Genomic DNA, 19,180 nt, shown 5'->3' with positions numbered 1-19,180 from the left:
CAGAAATATTTGGAAATTACAGACTTCGGCTGAACTTACGCGGAAAAATTCCTATCAGACCTTGGGAAGCAACCTACTCTTGATGAGACCTTAACCCAAGGAGTAACCGGTTATGCGAGTTCCGTCTCTTCTGGCCCTGGCGGCCGCTGGGGCCCTGCTGCTGCCCATGGCTGCGAACGCCGGCAACTTCCCGGCCGGGAAGGAAGCCGCCTACATGAGCCAGTGCACGCAAGTGGCTCAAGGCCAAGGTGTTGACGCTGCGACTGCGAAAAAACACTGCGACTGTGGCGCGCAAACCATCAAAAAGAATTTCACCGACGCGGAGATTGCCGACCTCGACAGCAACGATGGCGTGGACGCCAAGCTGATGCAGAAAGCCCAGACGGTCGTGAAACAGGCCTGCGCACCGAAGAGCTGAAACCTTAAAGCCAGAGCAGGCCAGCCATTCTTTGCGCTGGATCAATATCCTGCGAAGGTAAAAGGCGCTAGATGCGCAGAATTAGACTATGATGTGTTCCGTGCTCCGTAGCCTCGGCCGCATTGCACCACTGAAAAAACTAAATGTTCTGGAGATTCACCCATGTCCAATCGCCAACAAGGCACCGTCAAATGGTTCAATGATGAGAAAGGCTACGGCTTCATCACCCCAGCAGGCGGCGGCGACGACCTGTTCGTTCACTTCAAGGCCATCGAATCTGACGGCTTCAAGAGCCTGAAAGAAGGCCAGACTGTTTCCTTCGTCGCCGAGCGCGGCCAGAAGGGCATGCAGGCTGCACAGGTTCGTCCGGAGTAATTCGGATAGCTGTAAAAAAACCCGCCCTTGTGGCGGGTTTTTTTATGGCATCTATTGCCTTTACCGGCCTCATCGCCGGCAAGCCAGCTCCCACAGGTGCGGCGCCAAGGGTAAGGCCTGTGCTGTACCTGTGGGAGCTGGCTTGCCGGCGATGAGGCCTTAAGGTCAACCGCAGTTGACGCGAACCACCTTGCCCTGCTCGTCCACATTCAGGTTCAAGCGCTCGGAGCGGTACTCCAGGGTAACCACGTCGTGCGGCTTGAGAATGCGGGCCATCTGCGAGCCACTGGCCTTGCGCGCCTGCTCCAGCAGCTCGGCGCTGGCTGGCTTGCCAATGGCGAAATCGGCGCCGCTGGCTTCGCAGCGGCCATCGTTGCCTGCCGGCGTGGCTGGCGCAGCGCCACCAGCAGAATTGCCACCAGTGCTGCAACCAGCCAGGACAGCAGCCACCGCCAGGGTTGCCAGGTAAGCACGGGTACGGAACATGAAGCCTCCTAAATCGGTCCGGGAACTGTCTGATCCGACAGTTCCGCTCATCTTTTGTTGCAAAACCGGTCAAGTCTGCCTGAACTCACCAGCAGAGGCGAAAACGCAATCGTGACCGGATTTTGCACAACCTGCTGCGTTTGCCATATGCTTAAGCCGCAAGGTCACTGACGCAAAGTCATGATTTAGTGCAAGAAGTGGAGCGCACCCCGCCTCCATCGAACACCAGGGTCAGGTGTTCGCCCCTTCGTCCCGGGCCCCAAGCGAGAGCCTTTCATGAGCAGCCACAGCATCGAAGCCGATATCAAGGTCAAATGGGCCGAAGGCCAGAGCGCGTACAGCCCTGGCACGCCGGAGGAGTTGCTGCTGATTGCCATCGACCTGCTGGTGCGCGATCGCGGCGCCGAGGCGGCACGCAGCTTCTTCGACCAGGTGTTCGAGCGCTACGCGCCGCACACGGCTATTCCAATCGCGCCAAACGGGCGCTGAGCAGGTCGAACAGGCCCTGGGCATCGCCCTCCTCCACCCACATCACATTGGCAGGCTGCTTGAGCACGCCGTACCAGTCGGCAAGGGTCTGGCCGAAGCTGGGGCCTTCGCGGCTGTCGATGCTCACATGGATGCGCCGGCCGCTGAACAGCTCGGGCTTGAGCAGGTAGGCGATGACGCTGGCGTCGTGCACCGGGCCGCCGGGCATGCCGTACATGTCCATGTCGTGAAGGATGTAGGCGTTGAGTATATCCACCACCCGTTTGCTGGCCTGGTTGTTCACCGCCGCCAGTTGCTTGAGGCGGGCGTCGCTGGTCAGCAGCTTGTGGGTGACGTCCAGCGGCAGGTAGGTCAGTTGCACACCGCTGGCCAGCACCACTTCGGCGGCATGCGGGTCGGCATAGAGGTTGAATTCCGCCGCCGGGGTGATGTTGCCGCCGTTGAAATGGGCACCACCCATGACCACCACTTGCTTGATGCCTTTGGCGATGTCCGGGCGCTGGATAAGCGCCAGGGCCAGGTTGGTTTGTGGGCCGAGCATGGCGACGGTGATGCTGTGGGGCTTGGCGGTGCCAAGGGTGTCGACCAGGTATTGCACGGCATTGCCTTGGGCCAGCGGCGCTTTCGGCTCGTGCACCTGGATGCCGGTGAGGCCTTCTTCGCCGTGCACGTCGGCAGCGTAGATCGGCTTGCGCACCAGCGGGCGAGCGGCGCCGGCGTACACGGGGATGTCTTCGCGGCCGGCCCATTCGCGGGCCAGGCGGGCGTTGCGCGAGGTTTTTTCCAGGCGCACGTTGCCGGCCACGGTGGTGATGGCGCGGATGTTGAGCTCGTCGGGCGAGGCCATGGCCAGGAACAGCGCGACCACGTCGTCGGCGCCGGGGTCGGTGTCGATGATCAGGTCGATGGGGGCGGCCTGGAGGGTGGTGGCTGCGGCCATGAGGGCGATTCCTTGTAGCAGGGGTTTGAGCATGGGTGGCACTCCTGTTGCCTGGGTGGGTTTCTGGGGCCGCTTTGCGGCCCAATCGCCGGCAAGCCAGCTCCCACAGGTACTGCATCGGCCTCAAGCATTGTGCAGTACCTGTGGGAGCTGGCTTGCCGGCGATTCGGGGGCGCAGCCCCCGCCTTCAGAAAGTCACGCCGGAAATCAGCGCGATGTTGCTGTAGGGCTGGCACTCGCCAGTACGCACTACCGCACGGGCATTGCGTGACAATTCCTTGAAATCTTCATGGCTCAGCCATTCGCGCTTGCCCAGCTTGCCCTTCAGCCGCTCGATCTCTACCAGCGCCGGAGGCACCACTTTCTGCATCTCTTCGGCAAGCACGTGGCGCTCTACCTGCAACTCGCTCAGCACAACCCGCAATACGCTGGCGAAATCCGGCAGGCCAGGCGTGACGGCCAGGTCGATCAGTTCTACCCCCGGCGGCACCGGCAGCCCGGCATCGCCGATCACCAGGATGTCACCATGCCCCATGCCGGCGATGGTCCGCGACAGGGCGACGTTCAGCAGCGGGGTTTTCTTCATGGCGCAAGCTCCGCCAGGTAGGGAATCGACGGCTGGGCGCCGGCGCGGGTAACCGACAGGGCCGCGGCGCGCTGGCCGAAGGCGATGGCTTCGCCCTCCTCCAGGCCGCGCACCAGGCCAGCGGCAAAGCCGCCGATGAAGGTATCGCCGGCTGCGGTGGTATCCAGCGGCTGCACCACCGGCGCGGGGAAGTGCTGGTGGCCCTGAGGGGTGACCAGCAAGGCCCCTTGCGCGCCAAGGGTAATGATCACTTTGCCCGCGCCCAGTTGCAGCAAGCGCTCGCCGGCGCGCCGGGCACCGTCCAGATCAGCCACCGCCACGCCGGTCAGGGCTTCGGCCTCGCTTTCGTTGGGCGTCAGGTAGTCGATGTGGGCGAACCAGTCCTCCGGCAATGGGCCGGTCGCCGGCGCCGGGTTCAGGATCACCCGCTTGCCCAGTTCACGCCCCCTGGCCAGGGTCCAGGCCACGGTGTCGGCCGGCACTTCCAGCTGGCAGATGATCACCTCGGCCGCCTGCAGCAGCGCATCGAACCGCTGCACCGACTGTGGCGTCAGCAGGCCGTTGCCACCGGGGATGATGACGATGCAGTTCTGGCTGGCGGCATCCACGGTGATCAGCGCCACACCGCTGGACACGCCCTGACAAGTGATGACGCCCTGGCAGTCGATGCCTTCCACATACAACGCCCGGTGCAGTTGCCGACCATAATCATCGTCGCCGACATTGCCGATCATCGCCACGCTGCCGCCCAGGCGTGCCACGGCCACCGCCTGGTTGGCCCCCTTGCCGCCCGGCACGGTGAAAAAACTTTCGCCGGGGAGTGTTTCGCCGGCCCGGGGCAGGCGCTGGGCGCGGGCCACCAGGTCCATGTTGAGGCTACCGACTACCACGACCTTGGCACTCATCACATTTCCTTAGCGTTAGCGGTAATCGTTGAACAGGTCCGGGCGCGGCCCGGTGGACTCGCGCAGCACGATGCGCGGGGCGACGATGCGCTGCTCTGCCGCGCCCTGCCGGGGTGTGCCGATACGCGCCAGCAACAGCGACGCGGCACTTTCGCCCAACTCGCGGATCGACTGGCCCACGGTGGTCAACGGCGGGTACACATAGCGGCTGAGTTCGATGTCGTCGAAGCCAATCACCGACAGCTCGCCGGGCACGTTGATTTTGCGCTCGGCCGCGGCACGCAGCACGCCGAAGCCGATCATGTCGTTGCCGGCGAAAATCGCCGTGGGCCGCCTGCCCTCCAGCAACCGGGTTGCCACCGCATGGCCCCCGGGGCTGGTGAAGTCGCAATGCAGCACGCGGTCACCAAGCACCGGTGCGCCGGCCTCGGCCATGGCGCGACGGAAGCCGCTCAGGCGCAGCTGGGTGACCCCGGTCTCGGCGGGGCCGCCGATATAGGCAATGTCGCGATGGCCTAACTCCAGCAAGTGGCGGCTCGCCAGGTAGGCGCCTTGCTCGTGGTCGATGCGTACCAGGTCGGCATCCACGCCATCCAGCTCGCGGTCGACGACTACCATTGGCGTGCGCACGCCAGCCAGGCTTTGCACCAGGTCGCTGTCCTGGCCCACCGAAGCCACTACCAGGCCGTCGATGCGTTTTTCCAGCAGCACGCGCAGGTAGCTGCGCTGCTTCTGCGGGTTGTCGTCGGAGTTGCACAGGATCACGCAGTAGCCGTTGCGCTCGCAGGCGTCTTCGATGCCCCGTGCCAGTTCGGCAAAATACGGGTTGACGCTGCTGGGCACCAGCAAGCCGATGGTGGCCGTGCTGCGCGCCTTCAGCGAGCGGGCCACGGCGCTGGGCACGTAGTCGAGCTCGGCGATGGCGGCTTCGACTTTCAGCCGTACGTGCTCGCTGACAGGCCGGGTCTTGTTCAGCACATGGGACACGGTGGTGTAGGAAATACCCGCCAGTGCCGCGACGTCTTTGATGGTTGCCATGTTCTCAGTTCCGCCGGGCTGCACGCCGGCTACGGTAAGTGTCGAGCACCACGGCGATGACGATCACCGCCCCGGTGATGATGCGTTTGGTCGGTTCGCTGGCACCGATCTGCGCCAGCCCTGCGGCCAGCACCGAAATGATCAGCACGCCAAAGAAGGTGCTGATGACCGAGCCACGCCCGCCCATCAGGCTGGTGCCGCCAATGACCACGGCGGCGATCACCTGCAGCTCCAGGCCGGAGCCGGCATTGGGGTCGGCGGCTTCCAGGCGCGAGATCTGGAACAGCGCGGCCAGACCGGCAAGCAGGCCCATCAGGGCGAACACCAGCACCTTGTACGGGCGCGGGTCGATGCCGGCCAGGCGCACGGCTTCTTCGTTGGTGCCGATGCCGATCAGGTAGCGGCCGAATACCGTGCGGGTCAGCACCAACTGGGCCAGCACGATCACCAGCAAGGCGATGATGAACGCCGGCGAGATGCCGAATGCGATGGGGTTGGAGAACCAGGCATAGGCATCGCCGATATAGGCGGTGCGCGAGTCGGTGAATTGGTAGGCCAGGCCGCGGGCCATTTCCAACACGCCAAGCGAGACGATGAACGACGGAATGCGCCAGGCCACGGTAACCCCGCCGGTAATGCTGCCGGCCAGCGCGGCCACGGCCATGCCCAGCAGGGCCGAGGGCAGCACGCCCCAACCCCAGCCGAGAATCGCCACACTGACCGTCGAGGCCGCCAGCGCCAGCACCGAGCCCACCGACAGGTCAATGCCGCCGATGATCAGCACGAAGGTCATGCCCACCGCCAGCACCATCAGGTCGGGAATCTGGTTGGCCAAGGTACTGAAGGTGTTGTACGACCAGAAGTGGCTGCTGAGGAACGAGAACAGCACGATCATCGCCAGCAAGGCGCCGGCCAGGCCCAGGTAGGTACCCAGGCCAAGATAGGTGCCACTGCGGCGCACCGGTGCGGCGCCTTGGCTGTCGAGCGGGGTGGTTTTCATGCTTCCATCCTGGGAGCTGCGTCATGCAGCAGTGCGTCACGTTTCTGATAACCGGCAAAGGCTGCGGCCAGTAGCTGGTCCTGGCTCCAATGGTCACGCTCGAAGGTGTCGATCAGCCGACCGGCCGACAGTACGGCGATGCGGTCGCAGATCAGCATCAGCTCGCGCAGGTCGCTGGACACCACCACCAGGGCCTTGCCCTGGCGCGCCAGCTCGGCCAGCAGGCCATAGATATCGAACTTGGCGCCGACGTCGATGCCACGGGTGGGCTCGTCGAACAGCAGCACCTGGCAGTCGCGCTCCAGCCAGCGGCCGATCACCACCTTCTGCTGGTTGCCGCCAGACAGCTCGCCCACCACCTGCTGCGGGCCGGCACTGCGAATGCGCATGGCCTGGATCTGGCGCTTGGCCAATGCCGCTTCGGCTTCGCCATCGAGCACCCCGGCCCGTGATACCGCGCCGAGGTTGCCCAGGGCGATGTTGGCGCTGATCGACTGCGTCAGCAGCAGGCCCTCGCCTTTGCGGTCTTCGGTGATCAGCGCGATACCGGCCTGCACGGCAGCCTTGGGCGAGTCGATGGTGACCACCTGCGGAGGCTGGCCGAGGGCGATGCTGCCGCTGTCGGCACGGTCGGCGCCGTAGATCAGGCGCAACAGCTCGGTACGGCCGGCACCGATCAGGCCGGAGATGCCGAAGATCTCCCCTGCCCTGACCTCGAACGAAACTTCACGTACCTTGTCGGCGCGGCTGAGCTTGTCGACCTTGAGCAGCGGCGCGCCGATCTGCCGGCGGCCCAGGTCGATATGCTCGCCCAGCTCGCGGCCGACCATCAGGTTGACCAGTTCGGCGCTGCTGTAGCGCTGGATCGGCTCGTCGCACACCAGCTTGCCGTCGCGCAGCACGACGATGCGCTGGGCCACGCGCTGCAGTTCTTCCAGGCGATGGGAGATGTAGACGATGGCCACGCCACGTTGGCGCAGGCGCTCGATCTGGGTGAACAGCAGCTCCACTTCGCGCGCGGTGAGCATGGCGGTGGGCTCATCGAAGATCAGCACATGGCAGTCGCCGATCAGGTTGCGGGCGATTTCGACCATCTGCTGATGGCCGATGCCCAGCTCGCCGACCGGGGTGTCCGGGTCGATGGCGTCGAGGCCGACCTGGGCCATGGCGGCCTTGGCCAGTTGGCGCAGGCGCTTTTGGCTTATCCAGCCAAAGCGGCCAGGCAGGTTGTCGAGGAACAGGTTCTCCGCCACGGTCAGCGTGGGCAGCAGGTTCAGCTCCTGCAGGACCATGCGCACGCCGAGGCGCTCGGCCTCGCTGCGGCTGCCAGGCGCGTAGACCTGGCCGCGGTAGCGCATGTGCCCGGTGGTGGGGGTTTCCAGGCCACTGATGAGCTTGGACAGGGTACTCTTGCCGGCGCCGTTCTCACCGGTCAGCGCCAGCACTTCGCCGGCCCGCAGGTTCAGGCTGACCTCGCCGAGCACGGGCTGAGCGTAGGTCTTGCCCAGGCCGCTGGCAGCGAGCACCACTTCATTGGCCGATGCAGGCATGGCCGTTTCTCCTGCCAGCTATCAGGGCTTGGTGATGAGTTGGACCGGGGTCTGGATGACGTTGTCGGCATCCACGTCGGGTTTCTCGCCCTTGACCATTTTCAGCGCCGCCTGGATGCCAAACACCGCCTGCTGGCTGGCCGCCTGGTCGAGGGTGGCCAGCACACGGCCATCTGCGAGCATCGGCTTGATGGCGTTGATGTTGTCGTAGCCCACCACTTGCACCTGGCCGGCTTTGCCGGCGGCACGCACGGCCGACACGGCGCCCAGGGCCATGCTGTCGTTGCCGGCCAGCAGGGCTTTCAGATTGGGGTATTCGTTGAGCATGGAGGCAGCGACGGCGTTGCCTTTGTCGATTTCCCAATTGCCGCTCTGCACCGAGACGATGTTGATCTGCGCGGCGTCCATGGCGTCCTTGAAGCCGGCAGTGCGCTGCTGGGCGTTGGTGGTGGTCGGCACGCCTTCGATGATGCCGACCTGGTCGCCGGCCTTGAGCTTCTGCTTGGCCAGGAAGTCGCCGACCAGGCGCGCGCCCTTGCGGTTGTCGGGGCCCACGAAGGGTACGCTGATGCCTTTGCTCTGGAGCAGCGCCGGGTCCAGGCGGTTGTCGATGTTGATCACCACCACGCCCTGGTCCATGGCCTTCTTCACCGCCGATACCAGCGCCTTGGAGTCGGCCGGGGCGATGACCAGGGCCTTGACGCCCGCGTTGACCATCTGCTCGACGATGCGGATCTGCTCGCCAGTGTCGGTCTCGTTCTTGATGCCGTTGGCGATCAGCTCGAATTCATCGGCGTGGGTTTTCTGGTAGTCCTTGGCGCCGTCTTCCATGGTGCGGAAGAACTCGTTGGCCAGCGACTTCATGACCAGGGCGACCTTGGGCTTGTCCTCGGCGTGGGCGGCAGAAAACGGCAGGGCCAGGGAAAGCGAGGAAATGACAGCGAGGGCCAGCAGACGACCGGGGAACGGCAGTTTCATGAACGATGACTCCGAATCTTGTGTTTTTTGTCGGATCGCAAACGTTTGCGTTGCCTAACTATGGAAACAGGACCGGGGTTTGTCAAATCCGTTTGGCTGTCGGAGGTCAAGTCGAGCTTGGCGCAGTTTATCCGGATTTTTTCCGAAAAGCCGAACGTCTTTTCCTAAGTTTGTTCGGAATCCCGAATGGAACGCACCTTCATGTGGGGGGGCCTTGTGTCGCGATGGGCTGCGCAGCAACCCCGGCGATTTGTGTATTCACCCGTGAATCTGGGTCCGCGACGCGCCCCATCGCGACACAAGGCCGCTCCTACAGGCAGCGCGCACATGGCTGGTACGAAACCTGCCTTGCACCCTGTGCGACAAAACAACCATCTCATTAGGAAGAGAGAGAACAATAACGATGAATGCCGCACTGAAAACCTTCGCCCCCAGCGCACTCGCCCTGCTGCTGGCCCTGCCAACCTTCGTCTCGGCCAAAGAAGCCGAAACCCAGCAGAAGCTGGCCAACGTGGTCATTCTCGCCACCGGCGGCACCATTGCCGGTGCTGGCGCCAGCGCCGCCAACAGCGCCACTTACCAGGCCGCCAAGGTGGGCGTCGACAAGCTGATCGCGGGCGTACCGGAACTGGCCGAGCTGGCCAATGTACGCGGTGAGCAGGTCATGCAGATCGCCTCCGAGAGCATCTCCAACGACGACCTGCTCAAGTTGGGCAAACGCGTTGCCGAACTTGCCGAAAGCAAGGACGTGGACGGCATCGTCATCACCCACGGCACCGACACCCTGGAAGAAACCGCCTACTTCCTCAACCTGGTGGAAAAGACCGACAAGCCGATCGTGGTCGTCGGTTCGATGCGACCGGGCACCGCCATGTCCGCCGACGGCATGCTCAACCTGTACAACGCCGTGGCCGTGGCCAGCGACAAGCAGTCGCGCGGCAAGGGCGTGCTGGTGACCATGAATGACGAGATCCAGTCCGGCCGCGATGTGAGCAAGTCGGTCAACATCAAGACCGAAGCCTTCAAGAGCGCCTGGGGCCCGATGGGCATGGTAGTGGAAGGCAAGTCCTACTGGTTCCGCCTGCCGGCCAAGCGCCACACGGTCAATTCCGAGTTCGACATCAAGCAGATCAGCAGCCTGCCGCAGGTGGACATTGCCTATGGCTATGGCAATGTCACCGACACCGCCTACAAGGCGCTGGCGCAGAATGGAGCCAAGGCACTGATCCATGCCGGGACCGGCAACGGTTCGGTGTCGTCGCGAGTAGTACCGGCGCTGCAGGAACTGCGCAAGAATGGCGTGCAGATCATTCGCTCGTCGCACGTCAACCAAGGCGGTTTCGTGCTGCGCAACGCCGAGCAGCCGGACGACAAGAACGACTGGGTCGTGGCCCACGACCTGAACCCGCAAAAGGCACGGATCCTGGCGATGGTGGCGATGACCAAGACCCAGGACAGCAAGGAACTGCAGCGGATCTTCTGGGAGTACTGATCGCCAGCCGCCCCTGAAATGCAAACAGCCCCGCTGCCTAGGCGGGGCGTTTTCTGTCTAACTGTTGCGAAATTACTTACAGTGAAATACTGTATGTGCATACAGCAAAAACAAGGAAACACTTGTGTCCAGCACCGTCTCCGCCACCCCAAGCAGCTATGAACAACTGGGTATGCGCATTCAGAAAATCATCAACAGCCCCACTGCCCAGCGCAGCCGTGCGGCATTGATCTTCCGTCTGGAGCAGGAAACCCCGGAAGATTGGGAAACCCTGCTCGAGGAAATTGCCGAAAACGATAACGTCACCCTCGCCCACCGCGACGATGGCGGCGTGCAAATTTTCTGGACCGTACCGAAGGAAGACTGACCGCGCGTTCAACCTCAAGCCAATGCCTGCAGGTAGGCGCTGGCTTCGCGGTAACGCGCCAACCGCGCCAGGTCGGTGGGGCCCGGGCACGGGATACGCGAAAGGTCGCTGTTGTCGGCCAGGTCGGCCAGCTTGACGGTGCGCGCCAGCGGGTCACCGCCCAGGCGCACCACGAAGTCGTGGTAGGCCTCGCCCTCACGGCGGCTGAGCGCCAACAAGGCGGCAAGGATTTTCAGCGCAAAGCCCTCGCGCGCCAGGTCGGCCAGGGTCAGCGGGGTGTCTTCGATCACATCGTGAAGCACCGCGACAATCTGTTGTTCGGTTGTGGAAACCCGCATCATCACGCGTAGCGGGTGGAGGATATAAGCAGCCCCACCCTTGTCGTATTGCCCTTCATGCGCCCTGGCGGCCACGGCAATGGCCCGCTCCAGTGTAGACATGAGGCCCTCCCCGTTCGGCTTCTTCCTGCCAAGCATAGCCAAAACTGTGCGGACAATGTCTAGCGCGCGTGTGACTGCTCGAAATCCGGAGGCTGGCGCGCGCCCTGTAGGAGCAGCCTTGTGCTGCGAAAGGGCCGTACCGACAGCGCATATCTGTTGCCCGTACCGGCCTCTTCGCAGCACAAGGCTGCTCCTACAGGCCCCTGCCAGATCAATGGATCAGGTGTTCCTCGAGTGCGCCTACAGGCTTTTTAACGCGCAGCGCCGTGCTGGATCACCACTGAATCGGTACCCAGCTTGGCCATCACCTCGGCCTTGCGTGCTTCGGCTTCTTCACGGCTGGGGAACGGCCCCATCAGCACCACCGGCTTGCCGTCGCGGTACTCCACCGATGACGGGATGCCCTTTTCGATCAGGCGTGCAGTCATGTCGCTGAGCGCGCCCATGTTGGCGCCCTGGATCACTTCCACATCCCAGCCTTGCGGGGCCGGCTGGCCTGCCAGGGCTTCGGCGCGGCGCTGCAGCTCGGCGCCGCCGCACATCTCGCGGATGCGCAGGTTGTTGCCGCTGTCGTCGACGATGATTTCATACTGGCCATCGCGCTTGATCGCCACGTAGCTGCGGTAGGCCTCGTACTGCCCGGCATCATCCTTGCCACGGACCTGGCCGCAGATGGTGCCCTGGGTGTCGATCCGCACGTTGCCGAACTTGGCAGTCTTGGGGTTGTGCAGGTGTTCGGCCACCTGTTTGTGCACGCCTTCGACCTCGTTCTCACAGCCCGCCAGGGCGAGCACTGCCATTACCACAGCCAGTTTGCGCACGCGTGTACCTCCAGATTCGAAGGCGCGGATTCTAGCACGCCCATCCCGGGCAAGGACCGCGACCATACGTTACACCGTGCAACCAGGGCCATGCACCTCAGGCAGTCATGGCATGCCATGCCTCGTCATGACGGCAGCAGATCCAAGGTCCGTTCGAGCTCATCGAGGTCGATGCGGAAGCCGCTGCCATCGGGTATTCCGACCACAAAGCCGAAATGCTGCTGATCGCGGTCAGTCAGGTACTTGTAGAAGCAGACAAAGCGATCAGGTGGCTGCAGCGTCAGCACCGAAGCGCCGGGCGCCAGCACATTCATACCGTGGATGAGCTGGCTGCCTTCGACGCCCACCACTACCCTGGCCCCGGCACAGGTTTCCACGATGGTTGCCAGGTCGCACCCCAAAGGCGCAAGGATGCGAAAGCCGCGATGTTTTTGCAGATGTTCGGCAATCTGTAGTTCGTTGCGCAGCAGGCGCAGATCTCCGTCACAACCCCGCAAGATGAAGACTCCCGGGTGGGGCTTGTAATTTACCCGCGACAACAACTTCCGGCCCATGGCGCGGTATCGCTCGGACTGGTTTGTGTTGTGGCTGAAGTCATCGAACAGCACCAACTCTCGAAAAAAGGCCGTGTGTAGCCGAAGTGGGTGCATGCCAAGCCATTCTTCGTATTGCGCACCCTGGGAAAAACGGGGGAACCTGCCCGAGGGCGCGGTGGTAACCGGCACGCCTTCGTTACGGGCCAAAGCATAGGTGACGCAATCCTCGGCCAGCCATGTTCCAAACCAGCGGTTGCCGTAACGTGAACAATAAGCGGCCCCACGCTCGATCTCCTGCTCCACGACGATTCGCGGCAACCCGCTGGGCCGGTCAGACAGCCAGAAGCTTGCATTGTTCTTGTACAGTGCGCCATCGATCAGAATGACGTCCTTGATCAGATAGCCCCTGGTAGGGGCCTGTGCGACGCTGCCCAGCCCCTCCATGGTTCGCCGCGGATGCTCGAAAGGAAAGAAACGTTTCTCTTCCCAGCCGGTCACTCGCTCCAGCTGGTTCGGCAGAAAGAAAGCGGGAGGCGCCGGGGTGACCTCGGCGGGGGCGATATCCCAAGTCTTGGCCGCAAGGCTCTTCAGGTTCTCTGACGGTTTTCGTACCAGCCACTTTCTCGCAAGGTACTTGTATGCGGCCAGGCTCCAGCCTTTACGGTCAGATCCCTTCGTGTGTACATCCGAAATATCGTTCATCATCAAGCGCTCTCATTGAAAGGCTATCTTTCATGCTCAGTTGCACACTACTTTTTCCAGAATGGGAGGGGACTGAAAGTGAGCATATCGATCGCGCAAGTTCTCCAACAGCAGTTCGCCAGGCGCTTTCGCACAGTAAATGTATATCTTGAACAAACCACCGAAGACCATTTCGCGATAGCGGTCGACAATTTCCTCGTCACTTGGCCCATCCGGCAAACCCAGATGCAGTGTGAGCCTGCTGCCCTCGACGGCAAATAACGGGAATTCCCAGAGAAACTTGGCGATACCGGTCTTCGGTAGCCGGACGAACATGAAGGCCTGGTTGCCCAAGGTATCCACATCACCACCGCGCCGGCGCTTCCATTTCAAAAGCCCATCGTCCGGACGTGCCAGACATTGGCCGATATCGTAATAATCGAAACCCTGCTCGATGGCCCACTCCAGGGCCATGAAGGTAGTGATCGAGTTGACCTCGCGCAGACGTTTCGGGTCGTTGAAGACGGCCTCCGGGTAGCCAAAGCGAAGCGTGCTCCAATAGCGCTTGCCGGCCCGGGTAATTACACAACCGAAATGACAGGCTACAACCTCGTCGCCTTTCATCACGAGGTCGAGCCGGCCAACGGTCTTGGCGATGCGCAACACGTCCTGGGAATCGAACTGTTGGGCATGCAGGCCATGCCGCGCCTGGGCATAAGGCTGCAACATTTCCCGGTCGGCCTTGCCGATCTCCTCGTCCGTCAGCACCTGCTGCATGCGGTACAGCGGCCGACACTTGCGGATGTTGCGGCGCAGTTCACCGTCGTAGCGGGCGATGATCTCCTCCAGCGGACGCCCCAGTGGGATGATGGCACTCAGATAATGGGGCACGTACAGGGCACCTGCACTGGGCATCTCGCTGATCAGCACCCTATGGGGCGCGACGCCACGCTGTTGCGTGCTATCGCCGGGTTTGGTGTCGACCTCGGGTTTACCGCCGATGAGCAGCTTGGCCATCTCCTTGCGGCTCTTTCGACCGACATATAAAACTTCGTAGTCGTTACTTGTCTGCAGCCGAAAACTGGTAATTTCCCAGCGCCACAAACACGCACGCCCCATTATATCCTGGGCCCAAGTCAAGAACTTTCTTATTTCGAAGCGCATCGACGGCGTTATGAGCTTTCGTATGTGCTCTCTCATTTCATGTCCTTGGAGCTTATCCAGTTAACAGGTAATAAGTACTGCCAAATAAACACCCAACAACCTTTGGCACTTAAACGCCCCAAGGTGCCAGATACCAAAAGATTAAAGATCTGCGGAAAAGGTCTGTCAAGACACGCTTACTCATTGATTATTCAATGATTAGCCATTGGAGACTGCATGTTTTATGACGCCATTTTTTCTACTTGCGGATATGGCGAAAGATAACAACGGCATACCTGACCGTGCGGCGCCTTCACGGCCCAATCAGGTAAACAGGCTGGTTATCATTTCACCGAAAAAGACGCCGATCAGCAGGGCAGGCAGCACTGCAACCTCGCGCTTCAGGTCCAGCAGACCCAGCTTGCGGTTGACAGGAAAAATCAGGAAAAGCGTGAAGAAGGTATGCAGAGCCACACCCCAGACGGCATAGCTCACGCCACCGATGGCCATGAGGACCGGCAGCAGGATAAACAGCGAAACGACCCGGATGATGTTGTCCATTGCCACGTATTTGGTCAGCCCCAGGGCCAACCAGAGCTGGTGTGCCAGCGTGAAGCGCAAGGTGAAAAGAGAGAGCGAGAGAATGGCCATGGTATTGCCAGCGCCGGCATAACGGTCGTCGTACAGCCAACTGATCATCAGCGGGCTGGCAGTCAGCAAAAAACCGCAAGCGAATAGCGAGGTCAGGTCGAACAGCACTCTGGAGCGGTAGTAAAGGCTGCGCACCCGCTCTTTGTCACCACTTCTCGTTGCCTCACTGAAGGCCGGCAAGGCGACCGCCCCCGCCAAGCGCAACAGGACAGACTGAATGGCCCCGAGGATGGCGACAGCGATGGAATAGACCCCCAGCTCCGCGACCGACATGCTTCCGCCGAACCAGATCCGGTCACCCTGCATCGCCAGAACCCCTACGGAGGACGACAACAGGATCCAGCGTCCGTAATCGAACACCTCGCGCAGCGCCGCCGGGTCCCATCGCAGGCGGTTGCGCGGCCCTTGGAAGAGCAGGTGACTGAGCAGGGTGAAAACCAGTGTGCCCAGCAGGCCCGCCGCCACTAATGACCAGATGGAGCGGGTGAGATAGCCTGCCACGAGCATCACTATCAAACCGACAAACTGCGCAATCAGCTCGGCGATAACCACCTTCTTCTGCTGGAAGACCCGGATGGCCACATCGACCTTGGGCGACTGGAAGCCATAGATGATCGCGGTGAGCCCAGACAAAGCCAGCACCATCGGTAGCTCTGGAGCGGCATAGGTGGAATGGGCCGGCCACAGTTCGATGTACTGCGTGAACCTTGCCCCCAGGGCCAATAGCAAGGTCAGAAGGAACAGCACAAACCCACGGATGATTTGCACAGTCCACACGGTATCGAGAAACAGCGGCTCGTCGCCGCGCGAGCTCTGAATGACGTTCGGCCGCAGCCCAACATCGGAAAGCAGTTGCAGCAACACTGAAACAGTGGTCGCAATGGCCATCACGCCGAACATTTCCGGCACTAGCAAGCGGGTGATCACCAGGTTGCCGCCCAGTCGCATGACCTGGGAAGCAACGACAGCAAGAAGGTTCAACCCACTGGCCCACATGGCCCGTTTGCGCAGGCTCAACGGACGCGACGCATCAATCGAAGGCATAGCCGCATCTCTGAACCCATCGCTAGAGACTCACTATAGTCGCAATTTGCTATGCGGCTATCCGAACAGGCTGCAGCGCGTGAAATCGCCCTCCGCTGGACACAACAAAAGCAAAAGGGCGACCCCTTGAGGTCGCCCTTTTGATGCCCGGAAACCGGGACTTTTGTTTGGTAGGCACAATTGGACTCGAACCAACGACCCCCACCATGTCAAGGTGGTGCTCTAACCAACTGAGCTATGTGCCTGTCGTGTGGTGCGCATATTAGTGATCGATTGCGTACCTGTAAAGCGTTTTTTTGAGAAAAATCAAAAACTTTCGAGTTTTGTACACATGGAGCCGCGCAGCATGAGCATGGCACCGGTCGGATGGGCTGCGCACCGCCGCCTGGCTGCATAAAATCACAATGAAAAAAGGGGTGACCCTTTCGGATCACCCCTTCTTCGATTTGGTAGGCACAATTGGACTCGAACCAACGACCCCCACCATGTCAAGGTGGTGCTCTAACCAACTGAGCTATGTGCCTGTCGTGTGGTGCGCATTCTACCCATTCCAAAAACCCTGTCAACTCTTTTTTTCGCGCTAACCTACTGAATCTTAAACTCTTTATAGAAACGCGCGCTGACGGGGGCCGAGTAAAGGATTTTCAACAGACGACTAGCGGGTGTTTATTATTATTGATAGCATCGGTACATTCGTTAAAAATATAAAACACGAGGTTCCTGCAGCATGGCTAACACCCCCTACCCCCAGTCCTACTACGCCGCCTCGGCCAACCCGGTGCCGCCACGTCCGGCGCTGCAGGGTGAGGTGGAAACCGATGTGTGCATCATCGGCGCCGGCTACACCGGCCTCTCCAGCGCCCTGTTCCTGCTGGAGAACGGCTTCAAGGTGAGCATCGTCGAAGCGGCCAAGGTCGGCTTCGGCGCATCGGGCCGCAACGGTGGCCAGATCGTCAACAGCTACAGCCGCGACATCGACGTCATCGAACGCACCGTCGGCCCCAAGCAGGCCCAACTGCTGGGCCAGATGGCCTTCGAAGGCGGGCGCATCATTCGTGAGCGCGTGGCCAAGTACAACATCCAGTGCGACCTGAAGGACGGTGGCGTGTTCGCTGCCCTCACCAGCAAGCAGATGGGCCACCTGGAGTCGCAAAAGCGCCTGTGGGAACGCTTCGGCCACAGCCAGCTGGAGCTGATGGACCAGAAGCGCATCCGCGAAGTGGTCGCCTGCGACAACTATGTGGGCGGCATGCTGGACATGAGCGGCGGCCACATCCACCCGCTGAACCTGGCCCTGGGCGAAGCCGCCGCGGTCGAGTCGCTGGGCGGCATCATCTATGAGCAAACCCCGGCCGTGCGCATCGAGCGTGGCGCCAACCCGGTGGTGCACACCCCGCAGGGCAAGGTCCGCGCCAAGTTCATCATCGTTGCCGGCAACGCCTACCTGGGCAACCTGGTGCCGGAACTGGCCAGCAAGTCCATGCCATGCGGCACCCAGGTGATCACCACCGAGCCGCTGGGCGACGAACTGGCGCGCACCCTGCTGCCGCAGGACTACTGCGTCGAGGACTGCAACTACCTGCTCGACTACTACCGCCTGACCAGCGACAAGCGCCTGATCTTCGGTGGTGGCGTGGTGTACGGCGCGCGTGACCCAGCCAACATCGAGGCGATCATCCGTCCGAAGATGCTCAAGGCCTTCCCGCAGCTGCAGAACGTGAAGATCGACTACGCCTGGACCGGCAACTTCCTGCTGACCCTGTCGCGCCTGCCGCAGGTTGGCCGTATCGGCGACAACATCTACTACTCCCAGGGCTGCTCGGGTCACGGCGTGACCTACACCCACCTGGCGGGCAAGGTGCTGGCCGAGGCCATGCGCGGCCAGGCCGAGCGCTTCGACGCCTTCGCCGGCCTGCCGCACTACCCGTTCCCGGGTGGCCAGATGCTGCGCGTGCCGTTCAGCGCCATTGGTGCCTGGTACTACAGCCTGCGCGATCGCCTGGGCTTCTGATATAGGCAGGGCTGGCCTCTTCGCGGGTAAACCCGCTCCCACAGGGATATCACTGGGCCTGAGGGCAGCGGGTTTCCTGTGGGAGCGGGTTCAGCCGCGAAAGGGCCGGCACAGATAGAGCTATTTGTTCAGGCTACTCACAGCCTGCTTCGCCGCAATCTCCTGCCCCGCCCGGGCCAGTTCATCCGCAGCCTGCAACCAGCGCTGGCGGTCCACCTGGGCCGGCAGTTGCCGCGGTGGCTGCACCAGCACCGCCCAACTCCCAAGCTTCGCCCAGGCCGAGGCAAAGTCATCGAACGCCATCAGCTGCCGCCGGTGCATGCCCGAGCGCAACAGCACCCGCTGCTTGTAGCGGTCGTAGCCGATCAGCACGGCGTAGCGTGGCTCGCTCCACCAGGCCGAACCATCCTCGTAACGCAGCAGCACCGGGTTGCCCGCCGCAACCTGGGTCAACAGCGCGTCCAGCTGCTTGTCCAGTGGATACACCACCATGCCGTAGTCGCGCGCCACCCGGGGGATGCCGGTGTCCAGCGCCTCGGCGCCCTGGGGCAGGTTCAGCGGCTTGTCCAGCAGCCCCGGCGTGATCGGAGCCCCCTGTTGCGACAGCACCGCCGCCAATGCCATGGCCCCGCTGTGGTTGGCGTTGCCACGGTAGAACGGCACGCTGCTGATCTCGACCCGCTGTGGCAGGCCCTTGAGGTTGGCGGAGGGTGCGCTGGCACAACCGGCCAGGCTGGCCGCTACCAGGCAGGCCGCCAGCAGCCGACGAGGGATGGTCTTGAAGGAAGGTTGCTGCATGGACACTCGCTTGCTCCAACGCCGGGCAGGCAGCGCCCGGCTCTGGCCACCGATCATAGGTCGGACAGCGGCGCGGGTATAGTCCGACACCGGTTAGGAGCAAATCGGACCAAGCAATAGACCTTTGGTCAATGGAACGTCACTGGCGAAAGACTAGACTAAAGCAGTGTCTGGAAGGCCAGCGTCGGCGACCGAGCGCGGCCCGTAGAGATGGAGGCACAGATGAGCCTGACCATGGCGATACTCATGCTGGTGGGCATGTGGCTGAGCGTTGCAGCTGCCATGCTGTGGGGTGTACTGCGTATCGTGCGGCGTCATTCCCACCACCACCTGCCACCGCAGGCCCCCGCCAAGCCACAGCCTGTGCGCCGGGCGCGGCGGCATGCCGGGGTGCACTGACTAGAGATTTTCCCTACCCCCATTCGCGGGCT

21 protein-coding genes and 2 tRNA genes are annotated in these 19,180 nt (G+C 62.2%); 7 read left to right on the top strand and 16 right to left on the bottom strand.

Annotated elements, in window-relative coordinates:
- The first annotated feature begins 112 nt into the window (after positions 1-112).
- Together V3314_RS13360 and V3314_RS13355 are read left to right on the top strand one after the other, a co-directional pair.
- The gene (locus V3314_RS13360) at positions 113-418 is read left to right on the top strand and encodes a hypothetical protein (protein WP_025338540.1); all 306 of its coding nucleotides are present in this window, start codon (positions 113-115) and stop codon (positions 416-418) included.
- A 162-nt stretch (positions 419-580) separates the two neighbouring features.
- Positions 581-793: a cold-shock protein gene (locus V3314_RS13355; protein WP_003250656.1), complete on the top strand. Its 213-nt coding sequence runs from the start codon at positions 581-583 to the stop codon at positions 791-793.
- Between the two features lie 165 nt (positions 794-958).
- Here the strand turns inward: V3314_RS13355 and V3314_RS13350 are convergent, their stop codons facing one another.
- The gene (locus V3314_RS13350; protein ID WP_003260961.1) at positions 959-1,279 is read right to left on the bottom strand and encodes an I78 family peptidase inhibitor; all 321 of its coding nucleotides are present in this window, start codon (positions 1,277-1,279) and stop codon (positions 959-961) included.
- Between the two features lie 276 nt (positions 1,280-1,555).
- Here V3314_RS13350 and V3314_RS13345 point away from each other — a divergent pair, with 276 nt between their 5' ends.
- Positions 1,556-1,768, top strand: coding sequence for a hypothetical protein (locus V3314_RS13345; protein ID WP_003260960.1), 213 nt, complete (start codon positions 1,556-1,558; stop codon positions 1,766-1,768).
- Here V3314_RS13345 and V3314_RS13340 read toward each other — a convergent pair.
- From V3314_RS13340 to V3314_RS13310, 7 genes are all read right to left on the bottom strand, one after another.
- Positions 1,740-2,741: a nucleoside hydrolase gene (locus tag V3314_RS13340; protein WP_196188832.1), complete on the bottom strand. Its 1,002-nt coding sequence runs from the start codon at positions 2,739-2,741 to the stop codon at positions 1,740-1,742. The two genes, V3314_RS13345 and V3314_RS13340, sit on opposite strands and share 29 nt — an antisense overlap.
- 154 nt (positions 2,742-2,895) lie before the next feature.
- Complete coding sequence (gene rbsD / locus V3314_RS13335; RefSeq protein ID WP_085600460.1) at positions 2,896-3,294, bottom strand: D-ribose pyranase; 399 nt, start codon at positions 3,292-3,294, stop codon at positions 2,896-2,898.
- On the bottom strand, positions 3,291-4,199 hold the full coding sequence (rbsK, locus tag V3314_RS13330; protein WP_046614066.1) for a ribokinase: 909 nt from the start codon (positions 4,197-4,199) through the stop codon (positions 3,291-3,293). Before rbsK ends, rbsD begins: the two co-directional genes overlap by 4 nt.
- Before the next feature lie 15 nt (positions 4,200-4,214).
- Complete coding sequence (locus tag V3314_RS13325) at positions 4,215-5,237, bottom strand: LacI family DNA-binding transcriptional regulator (protein ID WP_046614067.1); 1,023 nt, start codon at positions 5,235-5,237, stop codon at positions 4,215-4,217.
- Between the two features lie 4 nt (positions 5,238-5,241).
- The gene (locus V3314_RS13320) at positions 5,242-6,237 is read right to left on the bottom strand and encodes an ABC transporter permease (protein ID WP_046614068.1); all 996 of its coding nucleotides are present in this window, start codon (positions 6,235-6,237) and stop codon (positions 5,242-5,244) included.
- Positions 6,234-7,787 carry a sugar ABC transporter ATP-binding protein gene (locus tag V3314_RS13315; RefSeq protein WP_196188597.1) on the bottom strand — a complete coding sequence of 518 codons (1,554 nt, stop codon included), beginning with the start codon at positions 7,785-7,787 and terminating at the stop codon, positions 6,234-6,236. Before V3314_RS13315 ends, V3314_RS13320 begins: the two co-directional genes overlap by 4 nt.
- A 21-nt stretch (positions 7,788-7,808) precedes the next feature.
- Positions 7,809-8,765 (bottom strand): sugar ABC transporter substrate-binding protein, encoded by a 957-nt coding sequence (locus tag V3314_RS13310; protein ID WP_196188598.1) that lies wholly within the window; start codon positions 8,763-8,765, stop codon positions 7,809-7,811.
- Between the two features lie 403 nt (positions 8,766-9,168).
- On the opposite strand from V3314_RS13310, the gene V3314_RS13305 reads away from it, so the two are divergent.
- Both V3314_RS13305 and V3314_RS13300 read left to right on the top strand, forming a co-directional pair.
- Positions 9,169-10,257 carry an asparaginase gene (locus V3314_RS13305; protein WP_108480173.1) on the top strand — a complete coding sequence of 363 codons (1,089 nt, stop codon included), beginning with the start codon at positions 9,169-9,171 and terminating at the stop codon, positions 10,255-10,257.
- A gap of 124 nt (positions 10,258-10,381) precedes the next feature.
- Positions 10,382-10,624: a DUF1654 domain-containing protein gene (locus tag V3314_RS13300; protein WP_085600450.1), complete on the top strand. Its 243-nt coding sequence runs from the start codon at positions 10,382-10,384 to the stop codon at positions 10,622-10,624.
- 14 nt (positions 10,625-10,638) lie between these two features.
- Here the strand turns inward: V3314_RS13300 and V3314_RS13295 are convergent, their stop codons facing one another.
- From V3314_RS13295 to V3314_RS13265, 7 genes are all read right to left on the bottom strand, one after another.
- Entirely contained in the window at positions 10,639-11,064 is a 426-nt protein-coding gene (locus tag V3314_RS13295; protein WP_046614072.1) for a GTP pyrophosphokinase, read from the bottom strand.
- Between the two features lie 251 nt (positions 11,065-11,315).
- Positions 11,316-11,885: an SPOR domain-containing protein gene (locus V3314_RS13290; RefSeq protein WP_025338525.1), complete on the bottom strand. Its 570-nt coding sequence runs from the start codon at positions 11,883-11,885 to the stop codon at positions 11,316-11,318.
- 125 nt (positions 11,886-12,010) lie between these two features.
- A complete protein-coding gene (locus tag V3314_RS13285; RefSeq protein WP_046614073.1) occupies positions 12,011-13,126 on the bottom strand; it encodes a glycosyltransferase family 61 protein in 1,116 nt (371 codons plus the stop codon).
- A gap of 33 nt (positions 13,127-13,159) precedes the next feature.
- Entirely contained in the window at positions 13,160-14,302 is a 1,143-nt protein-coding gene (locus V3314_RS13280; protein ID WP_135002003.1) for a hypothetical protein, read from the bottom strand.
- Positions 14,303-14,569: 267 nt separating this feature from the next.
- Positions 14,570-15,940 (bottom strand): oligosaccharide flippase family protein, encoded by a 1,371-nt coding sequence (locus V3314_RS13275; protein WP_046614075.1) that lies wholly within the window; start codon positions 15,938-15,940, stop codon positions 14,570-14,572.
- Positions 15,941-16,108: 168 nt separating this feature from the next.
- Positions 16,109-16,185: transfer RNA gene (locus V3314_RS13270), tRNA-Val, on the bottom strand.
- A 202-nt stretch (positions 16,186-16,387) separates the two neighbouring features.
- A tRNA-Val gene (locus V3314_RS13265) sits at positions 16,388-16,464 on the bottom strand.
- Between the two features lie 203 nt (positions 16,465-16,667).
- On the opposite strand from V3314_RS13265, the gene V3314_RS13260 reads away from it, so the two are divergent.
- A complete protein-coding gene (locus V3314_RS13260) occupies positions 16,668-17,951 on the top strand; it encodes an FAD-binding oxidoreductase (RefSeq protein WP_135002005.1) in 1,284 nt (427 codons plus the stop codon).
- Positions 17,952-18,071: 120 nt separating this feature from the next.
- On the opposite strand, the gene V3314_RS13255 is transcribed toward V3314_RS13260, so the two are convergent.
- Positions 18,072-18,806, bottom strand: coding sequence for a peptidase C39 family protein (locus V3314_RS13255; protein ID WP_025338520.1), 735 nt, complete (start codon positions 18,804-18,806; stop codon positions 18,072-18,074).
- Positions 18,807-18,971: 165 nt separating this feature from the next.
- Between V3314_RS13255 and V3314_RS13250 the strand changes: the two genes are divergently transcribed.
- Positions 18,972-19,148 (top strand): hypothetical protein, encoded by a 177-nt coding sequence (locus tag V3314_RS13250; RefSeq protein WP_167506588.1) that lies wholly within the window; start codon positions 18,972-18,974, stop codon positions 19,146-19,148.
- Positions 19,149-19,180 lie beyond the last annotated feature (32 nt).

The organism is Pseudomonas sp. TE3-3-F2023 (assembly GCF_036784815.1).
Lineage (GTDB): Bacteria > Pseudomonadota > Gammaproteobacteria > Pseudomonadales > Pseudomonadaceae > Aquipseudomonas > Aquipseudomonas pudica.
This window is presented reverse-complemented; position numbering and strand designations above follow the sequence as displayed.